Here is a 15,211-nt window from a genome sequence, read left to right on the forward strand (position 1 = left end):
ACCTTCGCCGCAATGGCGAAGGCACGTCCCCGGATTCCGGTTCCCGGTTCCCGACGATGTCCGCGCCCTGCGGACCTCCTCCACATGCTCGGGAATCTCGATGGATACGATTGGCAATGTCTGGTTATGGGTCGGCTTCGGCGGCCTGGTGGTGGTCGCGCTGCTCGTCGACCTGGTGCTGATGCGCCATGGCGGCGCGCACAAGGTGACGTTCAAGGAAGCGCTGTGGTGGAGCCTGGGCTGGGTGGCCCTGGCGCTGCTGTTCAACGCCGGCCTGTGGTGGTACCTGCACGAAACCGCGGGCGCTGCGCTCGCCAACCGCGTGGGCCTGGAATTCCTGACCGGCTATCTGGTCGAGAAGTCGCTCGCGGTCGACAACATCTTCGTCTTCCTGCTGCTGTTCACCTTCTTCGGCGTGCCCGAGGAACAACGCCAGCGCGTACTGATCATCGGCATCCTGCTGGCGCTGGTGTTGCGGGCGGTGCTGATCTTTGTCGGCGCGGCGTTGCTGGCGCAGTTCCACTGGCTGCTGTACGTGTTCGGCGCGTTCCTGCTGCTGACCGGCTTCAAGATGTGGTTCGCCGCCGGCAAGGAGCCGGATCTGGAGAACAACGTGGTGCTGCGCTGGATGCGCGGGCATCTGCGGCTCACCGACGGCTACCGCGGCGCGGCGCTGCGGGTGCGCGAGGGCGGCGCCTGGGCCTACACGCCGCTGTTCGTGGTGCTGGTGCTGATCGGCGTGATCGACGTGATCTTCGCGGTCGACAGCATCCCGGCGATCTTCGCGATCACCACCGATCCCTTCATCGTGCTGACGTCCAACGTCTTCGCGGTGCTGGGCCTGCGCGCGATGTTCTTCATGCTCGCCGGCATGGCCGACCGCTTCCATCTGCTGCCCTACGGCCTGGCCGTGGTGCTGGTCTTCATCGGCGCCAAGATGCTGCTGATCGACGTCTACAAGATCCCGGTGCTGTGGTCGCTGGGCGTCGTGGCGGTGATCCTGGCGGTCACGGTGGCGCTGAGTCTGGCGCGACCGCCGAAGCCGGTGACCGGTGGCTGAGGCGCGTCCGCGTCAGGCCGGCGCGGGCAGGGCGACCTCGACATCGCGATCGATGACGCGGTTGCGGCCCGCGCGCTTGGCCAGATAGAGCCGGCGATCGGCCATCGCCAGTAGTGCGTCGAGGTCCGGCTCCCGGCCCTCGCGCACATGGGCGATGCCGATCGACAGCGTCACCGCCGTGGCCACGCCATCGACCACCGGCGGATACGCGGCGACCTGTGCGCGCAGACGGTCTGCGCGCTCGGCCGCATCGCCGATGCCGCCACCGGTCAGCAGCATGCAGAACTCGTCGCCGCCGAAACGGCCGACGACTTCGCCCTCGCGCATCGCGGCACGCAGACGCGCGGCGACGCTCGCCAGCACACCGTCGCCGGCGGCGTGGCCGTGCGCGTCGTTGACGGCCTTGAAGCCGTCGACGTCGATCATCAGCAACGCGGCCAACCCGTCGTCGCGCGTGCGCGCCAGGCGCCGCTGCGCGAGTTCGAAAAACGCGCGCCGGTTGTGGATGCCGGTCAGCGCGTCCTCGGCCGCGAGGCCCTCGAGCCAGCGCTGCTGGCGTTCGAGCTGCAGCAGCAGGAACGCGAACGTCGCGAACACCGGCGCCACCAGGAAGTACGCGAGCGCCATCTGCTGCCCGGGGGTGATGCCGGCGCCGAAGGTCGGACCGGACTGCGGGTTCCAGCCCTGCTCGGCGAGGCGATAGAGGCACACCAGCGCGGCGCCGACGAACAGCACCACCAGCGCGCGTTCCGGCCACGGCCGCCGCCCGCCGCGACGCAGCGGCGCGCGTACCGACAGCAGGACCGTCAGCAGCGCGGCGGTCCAGAACATCGCGATGCGTTTCTCGGGCCCTTGGTCGGGCACCAGCAACGCCAGCAACAGCACCAGCGCCGGCAGATAGACCAGAGCCCACGACCACGACGTGCGCGCGGGTGTCGACGGCAGGCTGCGCAAAAGGGCGCGCAGCATCGCCGCATAACCGGCGACCAGCAGCGCGCAGGCGATCGCCTGCACCGTCCCGCCGAGCACCGAGGTCGGCACGGCGAACAACGGCCAGGCCAGGGTCTGCAACGCGAGCCCGGCCGTCCATTCGCGCAGGCCGGCACGTTCGCGGATGCGCTGTTCGCGCAGGACCAGCCACGTCATCGCCGCCAGCGAGACCGCCAGCAGCACGAACATCGACAGCAGGGTGACGTGCCAGGCATCCATGCGATGCACGCTCCGACAGGGCGCCCCGGACCGGGGTCGGGCGATACGGTAGCGTGTGGATCGCGGATGTGTGTCGTGCGCACCGTGAAAAGCGACGCGCGTCACGTCGGCTTGCAACCGCGCGATCCGTCGCCATGCTGGGACACATGCATCTCGACAGTCCCGACGACCTCCCCGATTCCGAACTCCAGCGCGCACGCGACAAGCGCCGCCTGTCCAACGCATTGAAGGCCAGCGTGCTGTTCGTGCTGCTGCTGTGCATCGTGTTCGGCGTGCAGGCGGCGATCGACTGGCGCTTCCTCGCAGTGAAGCCCGGCGAATGGAGCGGCCTGCTCGGCCTGCTCACCGCGCCGCTGCTGCACGGCTCGCCGGAACATCTGATCGCCAATGCCAGCGCGCTGCTGCTGCTCGGCTCGCTGGCGCTGGTGGTCTATCCCCGCGCCACGCTGCGCGGCCTGCCGCTGATGTGGCTGGGCTCGGGCCTGGGCGCCTGGCTGATGGGCACGCCCGGTTCGCACCATCTCGGCGCCAGCGGCGTGACCCACGGCCTGATGTTCCTGGTGTTCGTGCTGGGCCTGCTGCGCCGCGACCGGCCCTCGATCGCCGCCGGCATGATCGCCTTCCTGTTCTACGGCGGCATGCTGCTGACGATCCTGCCGCAGGAGCCCGGTGTGTCCTGGCAGTCGCACATGGGCGGCGCGATCGGCGGCGTGCTGGCCGCGTTCTGGTTCCGCTACGCCGATCCGGTCCCGCCGCGCCGGCGCTACAGCTGGGAGATCGAAGAGGAAGAAGCCGCGCGCGCCGAACTCGAACGCCGCGACACCTTCGAACCGCCCGCCCCGCACGACGTGCCGGTGCTGTGGGAACGACCAACGGAAGAGCCGCGCGGTGTGGTGCTGCGGTTTCCGGATCGGCGGAGTGGGCGAGACGGCGCACCGGAGTGAACGATGCCGCCGAAACCTGCTGACCTGTGTCAGGCTGCGGCACGGCCTTTGAAGCGGCGCGTCGATCCGGAGGTATGACATGGATGTCATCGAACACCAGTGGCTGTCCGGCCCCGCGCGTTGGCGATGCGGCGACCGGCTTTGCGCGATGGCGATCACGTGGGGTCTGCTCGCATGTCCGGTGGGTGCACAAGCGCAGGCGCGCATCGCGTTGAATGCCGCGGAGTCCGGGAGCCGAGTCGCGGTGGAGATGGTGCGAGCGCACTGCACCGCGCGGATCGTGTTCGCCGAAGATGTGCCCGGTGGGCGCCGCGCCAGCTGGCGGCTGGAGGCACCCTGGTCGTGGGTGGATGACCGTGAGGCGCGGAGCCCGACCTGTCTGTCCCGGATCGCGTTCTCGGCACCAGCGGAGAGCGACGCAGCGGATCGTGAGTATCCGTTCGTGTTCGCGTCGGCGGCGGGGCTGCACGTCCATCTTCCGGCGCTTGCCGTGGCCGGTGAGCCTGCATCGACGCCGGACGCGGTTCGCCTGGTGTCGTCAGGCTGCCCGGAGACCTCGCCAACAGCGCTCACCGGTTACCGGCTGATCGATTCCTGCGTGCAGAGCGCAGCCACGACGTCGATTGATGCACGTACACCCGCCTGGCTCGCGCATCTGCTCGAAACGACATTCACCGACACGCTCGCCCGGGGGAAATCGCTGTTCGGAGCCCTTGACACTGCACCCGTACGCCTGTTCGTCAGGTATGACGCCGGGCCGGGACCCCAGACATGGCGCGGTTGGACCAGCGGCCCGGAGTTGTTTCTCGGATTCTCGGGCGACTGGAGCGAGGACGACGCACTCCGCTTAGAAGCCAGGAAGTACGTGATGCACGAGGTGCTTCACCTGTGGTTCGGGTGGAAGCGGCCTGCCGATCCGAATACGCCGGCGTGGTTGTCCGAGGGCTTCGCGGAGTACTTCGCGCTAGATCTGATGCGCGAGCGTGGACACCAACCGGTCGCAGAGTTCCAGCGCGCGATCATGGATCACTACGATCGATGCCTTGCGCATACGGCGGGCGGATCGTCCCGGCCTTCATCGCTCTCGGGCGCATCGATCTACGACTGCGGGGTGACGGCCGTCTATCGGCTCGACCGGTCTCTGGGGAGCACAACGATCGCCCACGCGGCCGCCCCTTGGCGCAGCGTGTTCGATTCGTCAGGCTTGGGAGTCACGCTTGACGAGGTGGCCAAGCACTACGTAGCCGCAGGCGCCGAACCGATCACCGCGGGCGACATCGATCGCATGGCGACATCGCCCGAAGAAGATGGTCTGGGACTGACGGTCATCGCGGACACGACATCGGAAGTATTCGGGACGCAGGCGAGGGCCCATCTGCTGCAGGCGCTGGTCCAACAGTTCTGCCCGCGACCGCCGTACGGATTCACCACCTTCGAGGACCACGTCGAGCTGGACACCGGTGACGACTGCGGGCCTCTGTCCGGGAGGCCGCGTGTGTACGGCGTCGAAGCCGTCAGTCTGTTCGGCCCCGATGCGGCTGCGGCAGTGGAGGCAGCGATCGGTGCATGCGAACGACACATGCCGATCCGCCTGTTGCAGCCGATGGGCACCCATCTGCAGGTTGAGTGCAGGCAGCCTATCTCGCGGCCGAAACCCGTCCTCCGGATACGATGCGCGCCGGAATCGGCGTGCGATCTGGCACGCGAGGAAACGTCCGCCCCGATCTGAGCGCAGGCGCGATGTGGTTTCTGCGTCCAATGCACTACATTGGTGCAATGGCCGACGAAACCCCACCGCCGCAACCTTTCGACGCACTGGTCACGCCGCTGGTCTGGGCCGACGCCGACGGGCGCATCCGCACCTGTAACGTCGCCTTCGCGCGTTGGCTCGGGGTCGGGCGCAAGCGCCTGATCGACCAGCCGCTGGCGGCGCTGGAGGTCGATGGCGAAGTCCTGCGGCTGGCCCTGCGCACGCCCGGCGATCCGGCCGACGGTCCGATGCGCGTGCGCCGGCTGGTGCTGGCCTTCCTCGGCGGCGAGCCGCGCTTCGCCGATGCCTGGCTGTCGCGCGAGGCCGACGGCGGGCTGCTGCTCGAAGCGCATCCGGTCGACGAATTCCCCGGCGCCGATCCGACGCTCGCGATGCCGCTGGCGCTGTCGGCGGCGCTGCGCGGTCTCGCCCATGAACTCCGCAATCCGCTGGCCGGCCTCAAAGGCGCTGCCCAGCTGCTGGCCCGGCGCGTCAGCGATGGCGAATCACGCGAGCTGGTGGCGCTGGTCGACACCGAAGTCGCGCGTCTCGGCACGCTGGTCGACCAGTTGCTGTCGCCGCGTTCGCCCACGCCGCACCGCGCGCTCAACATCCACGGCGTGCTCGAACAGGTGCTGCGCCTCGCCGAAGCCGACGCCGGCTGGGCGGTGCGCATGTTGCGCGATTACGACCCGAGCCTGCCCGAGCTGTCCGGCGATCCCGACCGTCTCACCCAGGCGATCTGGAATCTCGTGCGCAACGCGATCCAGGCCGGCGCCGCCAACATCACCCTGCGCACCCGCGCCGCGCTCGGCGTGCGCATCGGCGACGAAGTGCACGCGATGGTGCTGCGGCTGGAAGTCGTCGACGACGGCCGCGGCGTGCCGGAGGACATGGTCGAGCAGATCTTCCTGCCGCTGGTGTCCGGGCGTCCCGACGGCAGCGGCCTGGGCCTGGCGATGGCGCAGCAGGTCGCGCGCGAACACCGTGGCGCGCTGGTCTACCGCTCGCGCACCGGGCATACCGTTTTCACCTTGCAGCTGCCGTTTCCTGTCGAGGACGACGCGCCCGAAACAGCCGCCAGCACCGCGCCGGAGCCCGCCGCATGAGTACCCCCGCCCCGCGCATCTGGGTCGTCGATGACGACCGCTCCGTCCGCTTCGTGCTGGCCACCGCGCTCAGCGAAGCCGGTTACGACGTGTCCGGTTTCGACAGCGCGCAGGCCGTGCGCGACGCGCTGGCCAAGCGGCCGCCGCCGGACATGCTGTTCACCGACGTGCGCATGCCCGGCGATTCGGGCCTGCAGCTGCTCGATGGCCTGAAGCAGCAGCATCCGCAGCTGCCGGTCGTGGTGATGTCTGCCTACACCGATGTCGCCAGCACCGCCGGCGCGTTCCGCGGCGGCGCACATGAATTCCTGTCCAAGCCCTTCGATCTCGACGAGGCCGTCGCGCTGGCCGCACGCGTGCTCGGCGACCACGACACCGCGCCCGCCGATGCGCCGCAGCCGACCGGCGACAGCGATGCGCTGGTCGGCGACACCGCCGAAATGCGCCAGCTGTTCCGCGCGATCGGCCGCCTCGCGCAGGCGCCGGTATCGGTGCTGGTCACGGGCGAAACCGGCACCGGCAAGGAACTCGTCGCACGCGCGCTGCACCGCGAATCGCCGCGTGCGCGCAAGCCTTTCGTCGCGCTCAACACCGCGGCCATTCCGGCCGAACTGCTGGAGAGCGAACTGTTCGGCCACGAGGCCGGCGCGTTCACCGGCGCGTCGCGGCGCTACATCGGCCGCTTCGAACAGGCTGACGGCGGCACGCTGTTCCTCGACGAGATCGGCGACATGCCGGCCTCGCTGCAGACGCGCCTGCTGCGCGTGCTGGCCGAGGACGAATTCTTCCGCGTCGGCGGACGCGAACTGATCCGCGTCGACGTGCGCGTGATCGCGGCGACGCATCAGGACCTGGAGCGTCTGGTCGCAGAGGGCCGCTTCCGCGCCGATCTGCTGCATCGCCTCGATGTTGTGCGCCTGAAGCTGCCGCCGCTGCGCGACCGGCGCGACGACGTCGGCCAGCTCGCCGAGCGGTTCCTGCAGGCCGCAGCCGAAAAGCTCGATGCGCCGCCCAAGCGGCTCGGTCGCGCAGCGCTGCAGCGCCTGCGCGAACACGCCTGGCCCGGCAACGTGCGCGAACTGCAGAACCTGTGCTGGCGTCTGGCTGCACTGGCGCCAGCCGATCTGGTCACGCCGCAGGATCTCGACGGCCTGCTAAGCGCGAGCGCGTCGGTGCCGGATGCAGCCGAACCGGTGGCCGCAGGCGACTGGGACGACGCGCTGCGCGCCTGGGCCGATACGCGGCTGCGCGCCGGCGACGACGACATCCATGCGCAGGCGCGCGAACGTCTGGACCGCGCACTGCTGGAAACCGCGCTGGTGCACACCGGCGGCCGCCGCGCCGAGGCCGCCACGCGTCTGGGGGTCGGCCGCAACACACTGACCCGCAAACTCGGCGCGCGCCGGCGTCGCAGTTGAATGCCCTTCATCGATGCGCCGTGCGCGCGGGCTAAGGTGGCCGCCATGAACAGCACGATCCGACTTCCGATACTCGCGGCCGCCGCCGCGACCCTGCTCGCCGGTTGCGCCAGCGGGCCCCGTCCCGCCGCGCAGAGCGCGCCGCCCGCCGTGACCGCGATCGCCAGCACCGGCACCGCCCAGGGCGCGATCGCCAATCTCGCATCCGCGTCCGGCTCGCTGGTCAGCGGCCGCGTGGTGCTGACGCCCGATGTCGGCGGCGTGCGCGTGCGCGGCGAGGTGGGTGGCCTGGTGCGCAACGGCACCCACAACCTGCGCCTGCACACGCGCGGCGACTGCAGCGCGGTCGATGCGATCAGCGCCGGTCCCGAGTTCGACGCGCAGTCGGGCGTGCCGTCGCGGCAGCCGGATTCCGGCGAACGCGGCCGCATCGTCGCCAACGGCAGTGGCGTCGCCACCCTCGATCTGCTGCTGCCCGGCACCGTGCTCGGCGGCGGCGCGGCCAACGACATCGTCGGCCGCGCGCTGCTGATCCTCGGTGCGACACCCGGCGCGATCAGCGCCCGCGTCGCCTGCGGCACCGTCCAGGTCCAGTGAGCGGCCGTGGCGCACTCACGCGGCCCAGACCCGCCCGCGGGGATGCTGCCCGCTGCGTCAACGCGCGCCCGCCGCGCCCCACCCGATTCGAGGAGAGCTCCATGCGCACCCATACATTCCTGATGCCGATCCCCGCGGCGCTGGCCCTCGCGCTGGCCGCCTGCGGCGGCGGTGCCGACAACGCGAACACCGGCGACAACGCCGCAGCCGAAGCCGACCGCGCCGCCGAAACCACCGCCGCGACCCCGCCCGCAGCAGCGCCTGCGCCGGACGCGATGGCCGCTGCGACCGCCATGGCCACGCTGCAGCCGACCGCCGGCAACCAGACCGCAGGCGAACTGCGCTTCGCCGTCGTCAACGGTCGCATCGAGGTCACCGGCACCGTGACGGGCCTGCCGGCCGGCGGTACCCACGGTTTCCACGTGCACGAGACCGGCGATTGCAGCGCGCCGGACGGCAGCAGCGCCGGTGGTCACTTCAATCCCGGCAGCACCGATCACGGCCGCGTCGGCCAGGGCGCCCACCACGCCGGTGACAGCGACAACATCACCGCCGGCACCGACGGCACGGCCCAGGTCAGCGGCTGGCTCGAAGGCGCGACGATCGGCGGCGGTGGCGCCGACGACATCGTCGGCAAGGGCGTGATCGTCCACAAGGACGCTGACGACTACAAGACGCAGCCGACCGGCAATGCCGGCGACCGCCTGGCATGCGGTGTGATCCAGGCAGGCTGAGCACCGGCGCAACTGCGCCCTGAAGCAAGACCCGGCGCCCGTCTCCTGTTGCAGGAGGCGGGCGTTTTCTTTGTGCGCGTGCGCTGTCCGACGCTCAAGCCCCGTCGCGTTCCCGCGTGATCAACGCCTCCCCTTCCGGGAGAGGCCGACGCGCATCGCGTGTCGGGTGACGGCAGGGCGTTCTTTCGAATCCGGTTCGTAGGACGGGTAGAGCGCAGCGAAACTCGTCGACCAGGTTCCAGATTCCGCGGCGGCGTCGACCCTCACCCCAACCCCTCTTCCCGAGGGAGAGGGGCTAGAAACACTACGCTGACGTATCAACGCGCAATCAGACCCAGGCGACCCAGACGCCTCTCCCTCCGGGAGAGGCCGACGCGCATCGCGCGGCAGGTGAGGGCGCTCTTCGCGCGACCCTCAGCAGAAAGTCCGACCGATCCGACTGGCCGCAACAATTCGAACACCAACCTCAGCGCAACGCCCCCGCCGGATCCTGCCCGGGCGCCACGTGCACGAACACCACCGGCACGCCGTGCGCCTGCAGCACCGCGGACAACTGCCGCTGGCGCGCCTCGTACATCGCGAAGCCCTTCGCCAGCCGGTCGTCGTCCGACTCGCCTGGCGCACACCGGCGACGCCAGTCGTCGGGCGCGAGCATCGCGATCCGCACTTCACCGTCCACGTACCGCAGCAGCGGCTCCGGCGGCGCGTCGAGCCAGGCTTCGGATTCCGGTGCGAGCAGTGCCGTTTCCAGCACGTCCCACAGCGGGTCGAGTCCCTGGTTGCGGTACTGCAGCGCGGTCATCGCCAGCAGGTCGTGCAGCGTGAGATAGCGCGCGTGTTCGATGCGCGCGCCGAAGGCCTCCTGCGCACACAGGGCGGTGTCGGCCTGGGCCATGCCGAGGTCGAGCAGCATCGATTCCATGTGCGCCGCGACAGCTTCGGTCGCCGCGGGTTCGCCCACGAACAGATACGGCAGCACGCGCAGACGCCCGCCGGCGAGCTGCGCGTCGGACTGGAACGGCAGCGGCACGGCGCCGCCGGCATCGGCGCCGAAGGCGATGATGCGCGGGCCCTGCCCGGACTGCGGCGCGCGGACGCGCAGCTCGTCGAGACGGCGGTGCACCGGCCAGCCCGGACGCAGCAGTTCGGCGGGATCGAAGTGGGCGGCGGCGAACGACAGGTCGAGATCGCGCACCCCCGGCACGAGCGCGCCGAGGTCGCGGCCCAGCAGCTTGGCGAGCTCGCCCGCGGCCTGCTGGCCGAGCGCGCCGCGCGCGGGCGTGGAGTCGTCGCTCAACTCGAGGGCGAGCACGCCGAGCACCTGCGGGGCGGGAATTTGTCGGGAAATGTCGGGATCTGCGGTCATTGGCCGTGCACATGGGCAGCGATACACTCGTTCACATTATGCCCGTCCCGCGTCAGGGACAGTCTCACGCAGGTTCTGTCGAGGTCATTCCGATGCTGCTAGGTCGTCCCGTCGCCGTGCTCGGCGGCGTTCGTATTCCGTTCTGCCGCCAGAACACCGCTTATGCGGACGTCGGAAATCTCGGGATGTCGGTGCGCACGCTGGGGGCCCTGGTCGAGAAGTTCGGCCTGCACGGCCAGCAGCTCGGCGAAGTCGCAATGGGCGCGGTGATCAAGCATTCCAGCGACTGGAATCTGGGCCGCGAGGCCGCGCTGTCGTCGGGCCTGTCGGCGCTGACGCCGGGCATCACCCTGCAGCGCGCCTGCGGCACGTCGCTGGATTCGATCATCACGATCGGCAACAAGATCGCCACCGGCCAGATCGAATCGGGCATCGGCGGCGGTTCGGACACCACGTCCGACGTGCCGATCGTCTATGGCCGCGCGCTGCGTCGCCGGCTGCTGGCCGCGAATGCGGCGAAGACGCCGAAGGACAAGCTGGCCGCGTTCAAGGGCTTCCGTCTGCGCGAGCTCAAGCCGGATTTCCCGGGCGTCGCCGAGCCGCGCACCGGCAAGTCGATGGGCGAGCACTGCGAGGACATGGCGAAGGAGTGGAACATCGCGCGCGATTCGCAGGACGAACTCGCCGTCGCCTCGCACCACAAACTCGCGGCCGCCTACGAGCGCGGTTTCTTCGACGATCTGGTGGTGAGTTTCCGCGGCGTCTCGCGCGACAACATCCTGCGGCCCGACACCTCGCTGGCGAAGCTGGCGACGCTCAAACCAGCGTTCGACAAGACCTCCGGCCGCGGCACGCTGACCGCCGCGAATTCGACGCCGCTGACCGATGGCGCCTCCGCGTGTCTGCTGGCCAGCGACGAATGGGCTGCGGCGCACGGACACGACGTGCTGTGCCATATCCGCGACGCACACGTGTCGGCCGTCGATTTCGTGCACGGCGAGGGCCTGCTGATGGCGCCGACCGTCGCCGTGGCCGAAATGCTCGCGCGCAACAATCTCACGCTGCAGGATTTCGACATCTACGAGATCCACGAGGCGTTCGCTGCGCAGGTGCTGTGCACGCTGCGCGCGTGGGAGAGCGAGGACTACTGCCGCACGCGCCTCGGTCTCGACGCGCCGCTCGGCCGCATCGATCCGGCGAAGCTCAATCCGGTCGGCTCGTCGCTCGCCGCGGGTCACCCGTTCGCGGCGACGGGCGCGCGCGTCGTTGCCACGGCTGCGAAGCAGCTGAAGGAACGCGGTGGTGGCCGCGCGCTGATCTCGATCTGCACCGCCGGTGGCATGGGCGTCGTCGCGATCCTCGAACGCTGATCGCAGGGAGCGTCGTCATGTCCGTGTTCCGCATTCCGGGCCGTTTCGGTCTGCTCGCCGTCGCCGTGTGCGCGTTCGCCGCATGCGGCAAGGACGACGCGGACGCAGTGCCGCCGCCGAGCGCGTCGGGTCCGCAGCTGGTCTCGGCGCCGCCGCCGCGTGATGCCTTGCCGGACTGTCCGCGCCTGGCATCGACGCTCGGCGACATGGTTGCCGGTCTCGAGGCCGTCGACGACGCCGGCACCCGCCAGGACACGCCCGAAAGTTACGGCATCAGCTGCGCCTGGCGGTCGGCCGACGACGGCGCGGCGATCGGCGCGATCGTCATCGTCGACAACGAGCCGCTGACGGCGCAGGACATGCAGCGCGCCGGCATGTACGTCGAGGATCCGCGCGTGGCCGCGCTGGGTGGCTTCGTCGCGATTCCCGATGCGCTGCTCGATGGCAATGCGCCGCTCGGCCCCGTGGGACCGCAGGTCATCGTCGGACCGGTCACGGTCACGCTGGCGAGCAACGGGCGCGGACGTGCGGCGGATATCACGCTGGATCAGGCGGTCGATGGCGCGGTGGCGGTGCACCGTTCGATGCGTTGAGGGTGGGCCGCGGTCTTCGGCGTGCCGTCGGCGTCGCGGGTGAGCCGCCTTTCGATTGCTGCGCGTTCGGCTTACTTCAGATGCGCTCGCTGGACGTGCTCGATCCAGTTGCCTTGAACTGCTGACGCGGCGCAGCCGAGCCATCTGCTGACGCGCCCATCAGTCGCGGCCGCATCTGGCGGAACACCCCGGACCAGGGGCCGGGGTGTTCGCTTTTCGACTGCAAGAAGTGGTGTTCGTGCCCGCTGACGCACGCGTCAGCCGGACGAACGAACTCAGAACCGGTCCGTCGGATGCGGCGGCGCATCGCCGTGCACGTACGGCAGGCCGTGCGCATCACGCGTCTCGGGTTCGATCAGATCGTCGCGCGCTGCGAGCGGCGTTGCCGGCGGAAGCGCGACCACGGGTTCGTTGCGGGCGGCGCGCAGCGCATTCGCGTAACACAGACGTGCGTTGCGATCGTCGCCCTCGGCGGCATACGCGTCGCCCATCTGCACCCAGGCATCGCTACCGGCGCCCTGGTCGATCGCGCGCTGCAGGTAGTCGCGCGCGTTCGGCCAGTCGCGCTGCATGTGATGCAGGCGCGCGAGGCCGAGCATCACGCCCGGGCTCGACGGATGCGCGTTGAGCCAGCGCTCCATGCGCGACTGGCGATGTGCGGCGTCGCCGACCTCCAGCGATGCGTAACGCGCGGCGACACGCTCGTCCCAGCGCGCATCGAGCGAGGTTTCCAGACTCTTGAGCGCGGCGTCGTGCCAGCCCAGCGCAACCGCGCGGTCTGCGTAGGCCAGCACTACCGGCGTCTCGGTGCGGATGTGCTTGGGCAGCGCTTCCCAGCGCTCGGCGAGCACGTTGGCATCGGCGGCCTCGTGCAGCGACGCGGCGGCCCAGCGGATCTCGCGGAGTTCGAGCTGCGCTTCCGGCAACGCGTTCTGGCGACGCAGTGCGCCGAGCAGGCCATAGGCTTCGGCGGCATGGCCGGTCATCGCCCAGGCATCGGCGCGCAGCGCGAGGCCACGCGGCGGCAGCGGCTGCGCGGCCGGTGCATCGAGTGCGGTCAGTGCATCGATCGGGCGTTCGTCGACCAGGGCGAGTTCGGCCAGTGCGATCGCGCGCGTCGCCGGGTGGCGGTCACCGAACCTGTCGAGATGTGCACGCGCGCCGGCATCGTCGCCGCGGCCGATTGCCGCCTGGGTCGCGGCGATACGCGCGGCGGGCTCGTAGTGCGGGTTCTCGTCGGCGGACTGCGCCAGCAGCTTTTCGGCGCGGGCGTAATGGCCCTGATGCAGCGCATCGAGGCCTTCGCCGACGCGGCTCTGCGCCTTGGTCTCGCGGTAGCGCCCCCAGCTGCGGAACGGCAGCAGGATCAGCGTGATCACCAGCCAGACGACGACCATCGCGCCGAGCAGCATCGCGATCGCATTGATGACGGTCGTCGTGTAGTCGACACCGCCGCGGCGGACCAGCACGTAGCCGGGGTCGCCCGACAGCAGCAGTTGCGCGGCCAGCGCGCCGAGGAGGGCGATGACGATCCAGACCAGCAGAGCACGGAGCAGGGACATGGCGGAATTCCGGATGGCGCAGGGGACAGATCGCTACGGTGCCAGAGCCCGTCGTGACGGGCCCGTCGCGGGTCCGCGCGTCCATTCAGCTGGCTGTGCGCTCCGGAAGGGCTGCCGCCAGCAGCGAGGCCGGGCGGGCATCGGTCGCCTGTTCGATATGCGCGAATCCGGTGTCGCGGGCGAGATCGGCGAGGCGCGCGCTGGCGGCGAGCACGCGCGCCTCGCGCAGGCGTGCGACAGCGTCCGGCGGCAGGGCGTCCAGCGTGCGCTGCAGCGCTTCGCCACTGCTGAGCGGCAGCAGCCACGGCGCCGGTACCGCCAGCAGCCTGGCGATACGCGAGGGCGATGGTGGCGTCGGCACGCGCGCGTAGACATCCGCGCGTCGCAGGTCCGCGCCCGCGTCGGTCAGCGACTGCGCGATCACGCCGCGCCCGCCCGGCGCAGTGACCAGTCCGACGCTGCGTCCTTTCAGGTTCGCCAGTTCCGGAAGCGCCAGCACACCTTCGCTGTCCATGCGTGCAGGCGCACGAACGCCGACGATGCCGGCACGTTCGAGGGCCGTTGCCGTTCCTGCACCGACCGCGAGCCAGGACTGCGTGTCACGCGCGGCGAGTGGCTGCAGCAGCGCGGCCGAAGCGACCGCCGGCGGACTGGTGAAGATCACGACATCGGCAGCGAGTGCGCGTCGCAACGCATCGCGCGTGCCGGCGTCGTCGCGATGGACGATGCGCCACGGCGACAGCGCGAAGGTGCGCGCGCCGAGACGCGCGGCTTCGCGACGCAGGCCTGAATGTGCACCGGCCGGCCGTAGCGAGATGACGTAATATCCCGACAGATGCGGGAAAGCCGGCGCGGCATGCATGCGCCAAGCTTGGTGGCTGCGGTGGTGCGGCGCAAGCCGGACGACCCCACCCCCACAGGATTCCGCATGACGCTCGATGATTCGCTCCGCGCCCTCGAGGCTTATTACGGTTCGATGCCGCCCGTCGCGGCGATGGACGTGTCCGTTGCCGGTTACGACGGCGATTCCCTGCGCCTGCATGCGCCGCTGTCCTCGCACGTCAACGACAAGGGCTCCGCATTCGGCGGCAGTCTCGTGTCGGTGATGACGCTCGCGGCCTGGGGGCTGGTGACGTTGCGCGTGGAGCAGGCAGGTCTCGATGCCGAGGTCTACGTGGCCGATTCCACGGTCCGCTATCGCGCGCCGCTGCTCGGCGATCTCGAAGCCGAGGCCACGCTCGACGCGGCCGGCGACTGGTCGACGTTCGCACGCACGCTGCGCGACCGGGGCCGCGCGCGCGTCGCGCTCACCGCGCGCATCGCATTGCCCGACGGCAGTACCGCGACCGAAATGCAGGCGCGCTACGTGGCGATCCGGCGGCCGACCGGGAACGCCTGAGGTCGCCGCCCGCGACGGCGGATCCGACGTGACACCGACCGGTTGCTGACGACGCGCTCGCCGGCACTTGCGCGCGGGCCCGCCGTTGCCAAGACTCCGC

The 15,211-nt window shown here is 70.3% G+C and carries 13 protein-coding genes and 1 pseudogene; 10 read left to right on the plus strand and 4 right to left on the minus strand.

Going from position 1 to position 15,211, the window contains the following annotated elements; genetic code table 11:
* The first annotated feature begins 100 nt into the window (after nt 1–100).
* Nucleotides 101–1,060, plus strand: coding sequence for a TerC family protein (locus V3391_RS13490; RefSeq protein WP_332078952.1), 960 nt, complete (start codon nt 101–103; stop codon nt 1,058–1,060).
* A 12-nt stretch (nt 1,061–1,072) separates the two neighbouring features.
* Here V3391_RS13490 and V3391_RS13495 read toward each other — a convergent pair whose 3' ends face one another.
* A complete protein-coding gene (locus V3391_RS13495) occupies nt 1,073–2,269 on the minus strand; it encodes a GGDEF domain-containing protein (protein WP_332078953.1) in 1,197 nt (398 codons plus the stop codon).
* A 134-nt stretch (nt 2,270–2,403) separates the two neighbouring features.
* Here V3391_RS13495 and V3391_RS13500 point away from each other — a divergent pair, with 134 nt between their 5' ends.
* The 6 genes from V3391_RS13500 (at nt 2,404) to V3391_RS13525 (ending at nt 8,821) form a co-directional block, all read left to right on the plus strand.
* On the plus strand, nt 2,404–3,213 hold the full coding sequence (locus V3391_RS13500) for a rhomboid family intramembrane serine protease (RefSeq protein WP_332078954.1): 810 nt from the start codon (nt 2,404–2,406) through the stop codon (nt 3,211–3,213).
* A gap of 79 nt (nt 3,214–3,292) precedes the next feature.
* Nucleotides 3,293–4,942 carry a gluzincin family metallopeptidase gene (locus tag V3391_RS13505; protein ID WP_332078955.1) on the plus strand — a complete coding sequence of 550 codons (1,650 nt, stop codon included), beginning with the start codon at nt 3,293–3,295 and terminating at the stop codon, nt 4,940–4,942.
* A 47-nt stretch (nt 4,943–4,989) separates the two neighbouring features.
* Nucleotides 4,990–6,072 (plus strand): two-component system sensor histidine kinase NtrB, encoded by a 1,083-nt coding sequence (locus V3391_RS13510; RefSeq protein ID WP_332078956.1) that lies wholly within the window; start codon nt 4,990–4,992, stop codon nt 6,070–6,072.
* A complete protein-coding gene (gene ntrC / locus V3391_RS13515) occupies nt 6,069–7,490 on the plus strand; it encodes a nitrogen regulation protein NR(I) (RefSeq protein ID WP_332078957.1) in 1,422 nt (473 codons plus the stop codon). Before V3391_RS13510 ends, ntrC begins: the two co-directional genes overlap by 4 nt.
* 45 nt (nt 7,491–7,535) lie before the next feature.
* The gene (locus V3391_RS13520) at nt 7,536–8,087 is read left to right on the plus strand and encodes a superoxide dismutase family protein (RefSeq protein ID WP_332078958.1); all 552 of its coding nucleotides are present in this window, start codon (nt 7,536–7,538) and stop codon (nt 8,085–8,087) included.
* Nucleotides 8,088–8,188: 101 nt separating this feature from the next.
* On the plus strand, nt 8,189–8,821 hold the full coding sequence (locus tag V3391_RS13525) for a superoxide dismutase family protein (protein ID WP_332078959.1): 633 nt from the start codon (nt 8,189–8,191) through the stop codon (nt 8,819–8,821).
* A 648-nt stretch (nt 8,822–9,469) separates the two neighbouring features.
* Here V3391_RS13525 and V3391_RS13530 read toward each other — a convergent pair.
* A pseudogene (locus V3391_RS13530) lies at nt 9,470–10,187 on the minus strand (hypothetical protein); the annotation flags it as partial.
* 92 nt (nt 10,188–10,279) lie between these two features.
* Here V3391_RS13530 and V3391_RS13535 point away from each other — a divergent pair.
* Both V3391_RS13535 and V3391_RS13540 read left to right on the plus strand, forming a co-directional pair.
* Complete coding sequence (locus V3391_RS13535; RefSeq protein WP_332078961.1) at nt 10,280–11,557, plus strand: acetyl-CoA C-acetyltransferase; 1,278 nt, start codon at nt 10,280–10,282, stop codon at nt 11,555–11,557.
* Between the two features lie 17 nt (nt 11,558–11,574).
* Entirely contained in the window at nt 11,575–12,150 is a 576-nt protein-coding gene (locus V3391_RS13540; protein WP_332078962.1) for a hypothetical protein, read from the plus strand.
* Nucleotides 12,151–12,425: 275 nt separating this feature from the next.
* Here V3391_RS13540 and V3391_RS13545 read toward each other — a convergent pair whose 3' ends face one another.
* Both V3391_RS13545 and V3391_RS13550 read right to left on the minus strand, forming a co-directional pair.
* Complete coding sequence (locus V3391_RS13545) at nt 12,426–13,712, minus strand: heme biosynthesis HemY N-terminal domain-containing protein (protein WP_332078963.1); 1,287 nt, start codon at nt 13,710–13,712, stop codon at nt 12,426–12,428.
* 85 nt (nt 13,713–13,797) lie between these two features.
* Entirely contained in the window at nt 13,798–14,574 is a 777-nt protein-coding gene (locus V3391_RS13550; protein ID WP_332078964.1) for a uroporphyrinogen-III synthase, read from the minus strand.
* A 66-nt stretch (nt 14,575–14,640) separates the two neighbouring features.
* Between V3391_RS13550 and V3391_RS13555 the strand changes: the two genes are divergently transcribed.
* Nucleotides 14,641–15,111, plus strand: coding sequence for a YiiD C-terminal domain-containing protein (locus V3391_RS13555; protein WP_332078965.1), 471 nt, complete (start codon nt 14,641–14,643; stop codon nt 15,109–15,111).
* The last annotated feature ends 100 nt before the right edge of the window (nt 15,112–15,211 follow it).

The sequence above is a fragment of the Luteimonas flava genome (assembly GCF_036584485.1).
Lineage (GTDB): Bacteria > Pseudomonadota > Gammaproteobacteria > Xanthomonadales > Xanthomonadaceae > Luteimonas > Luteimonas flava.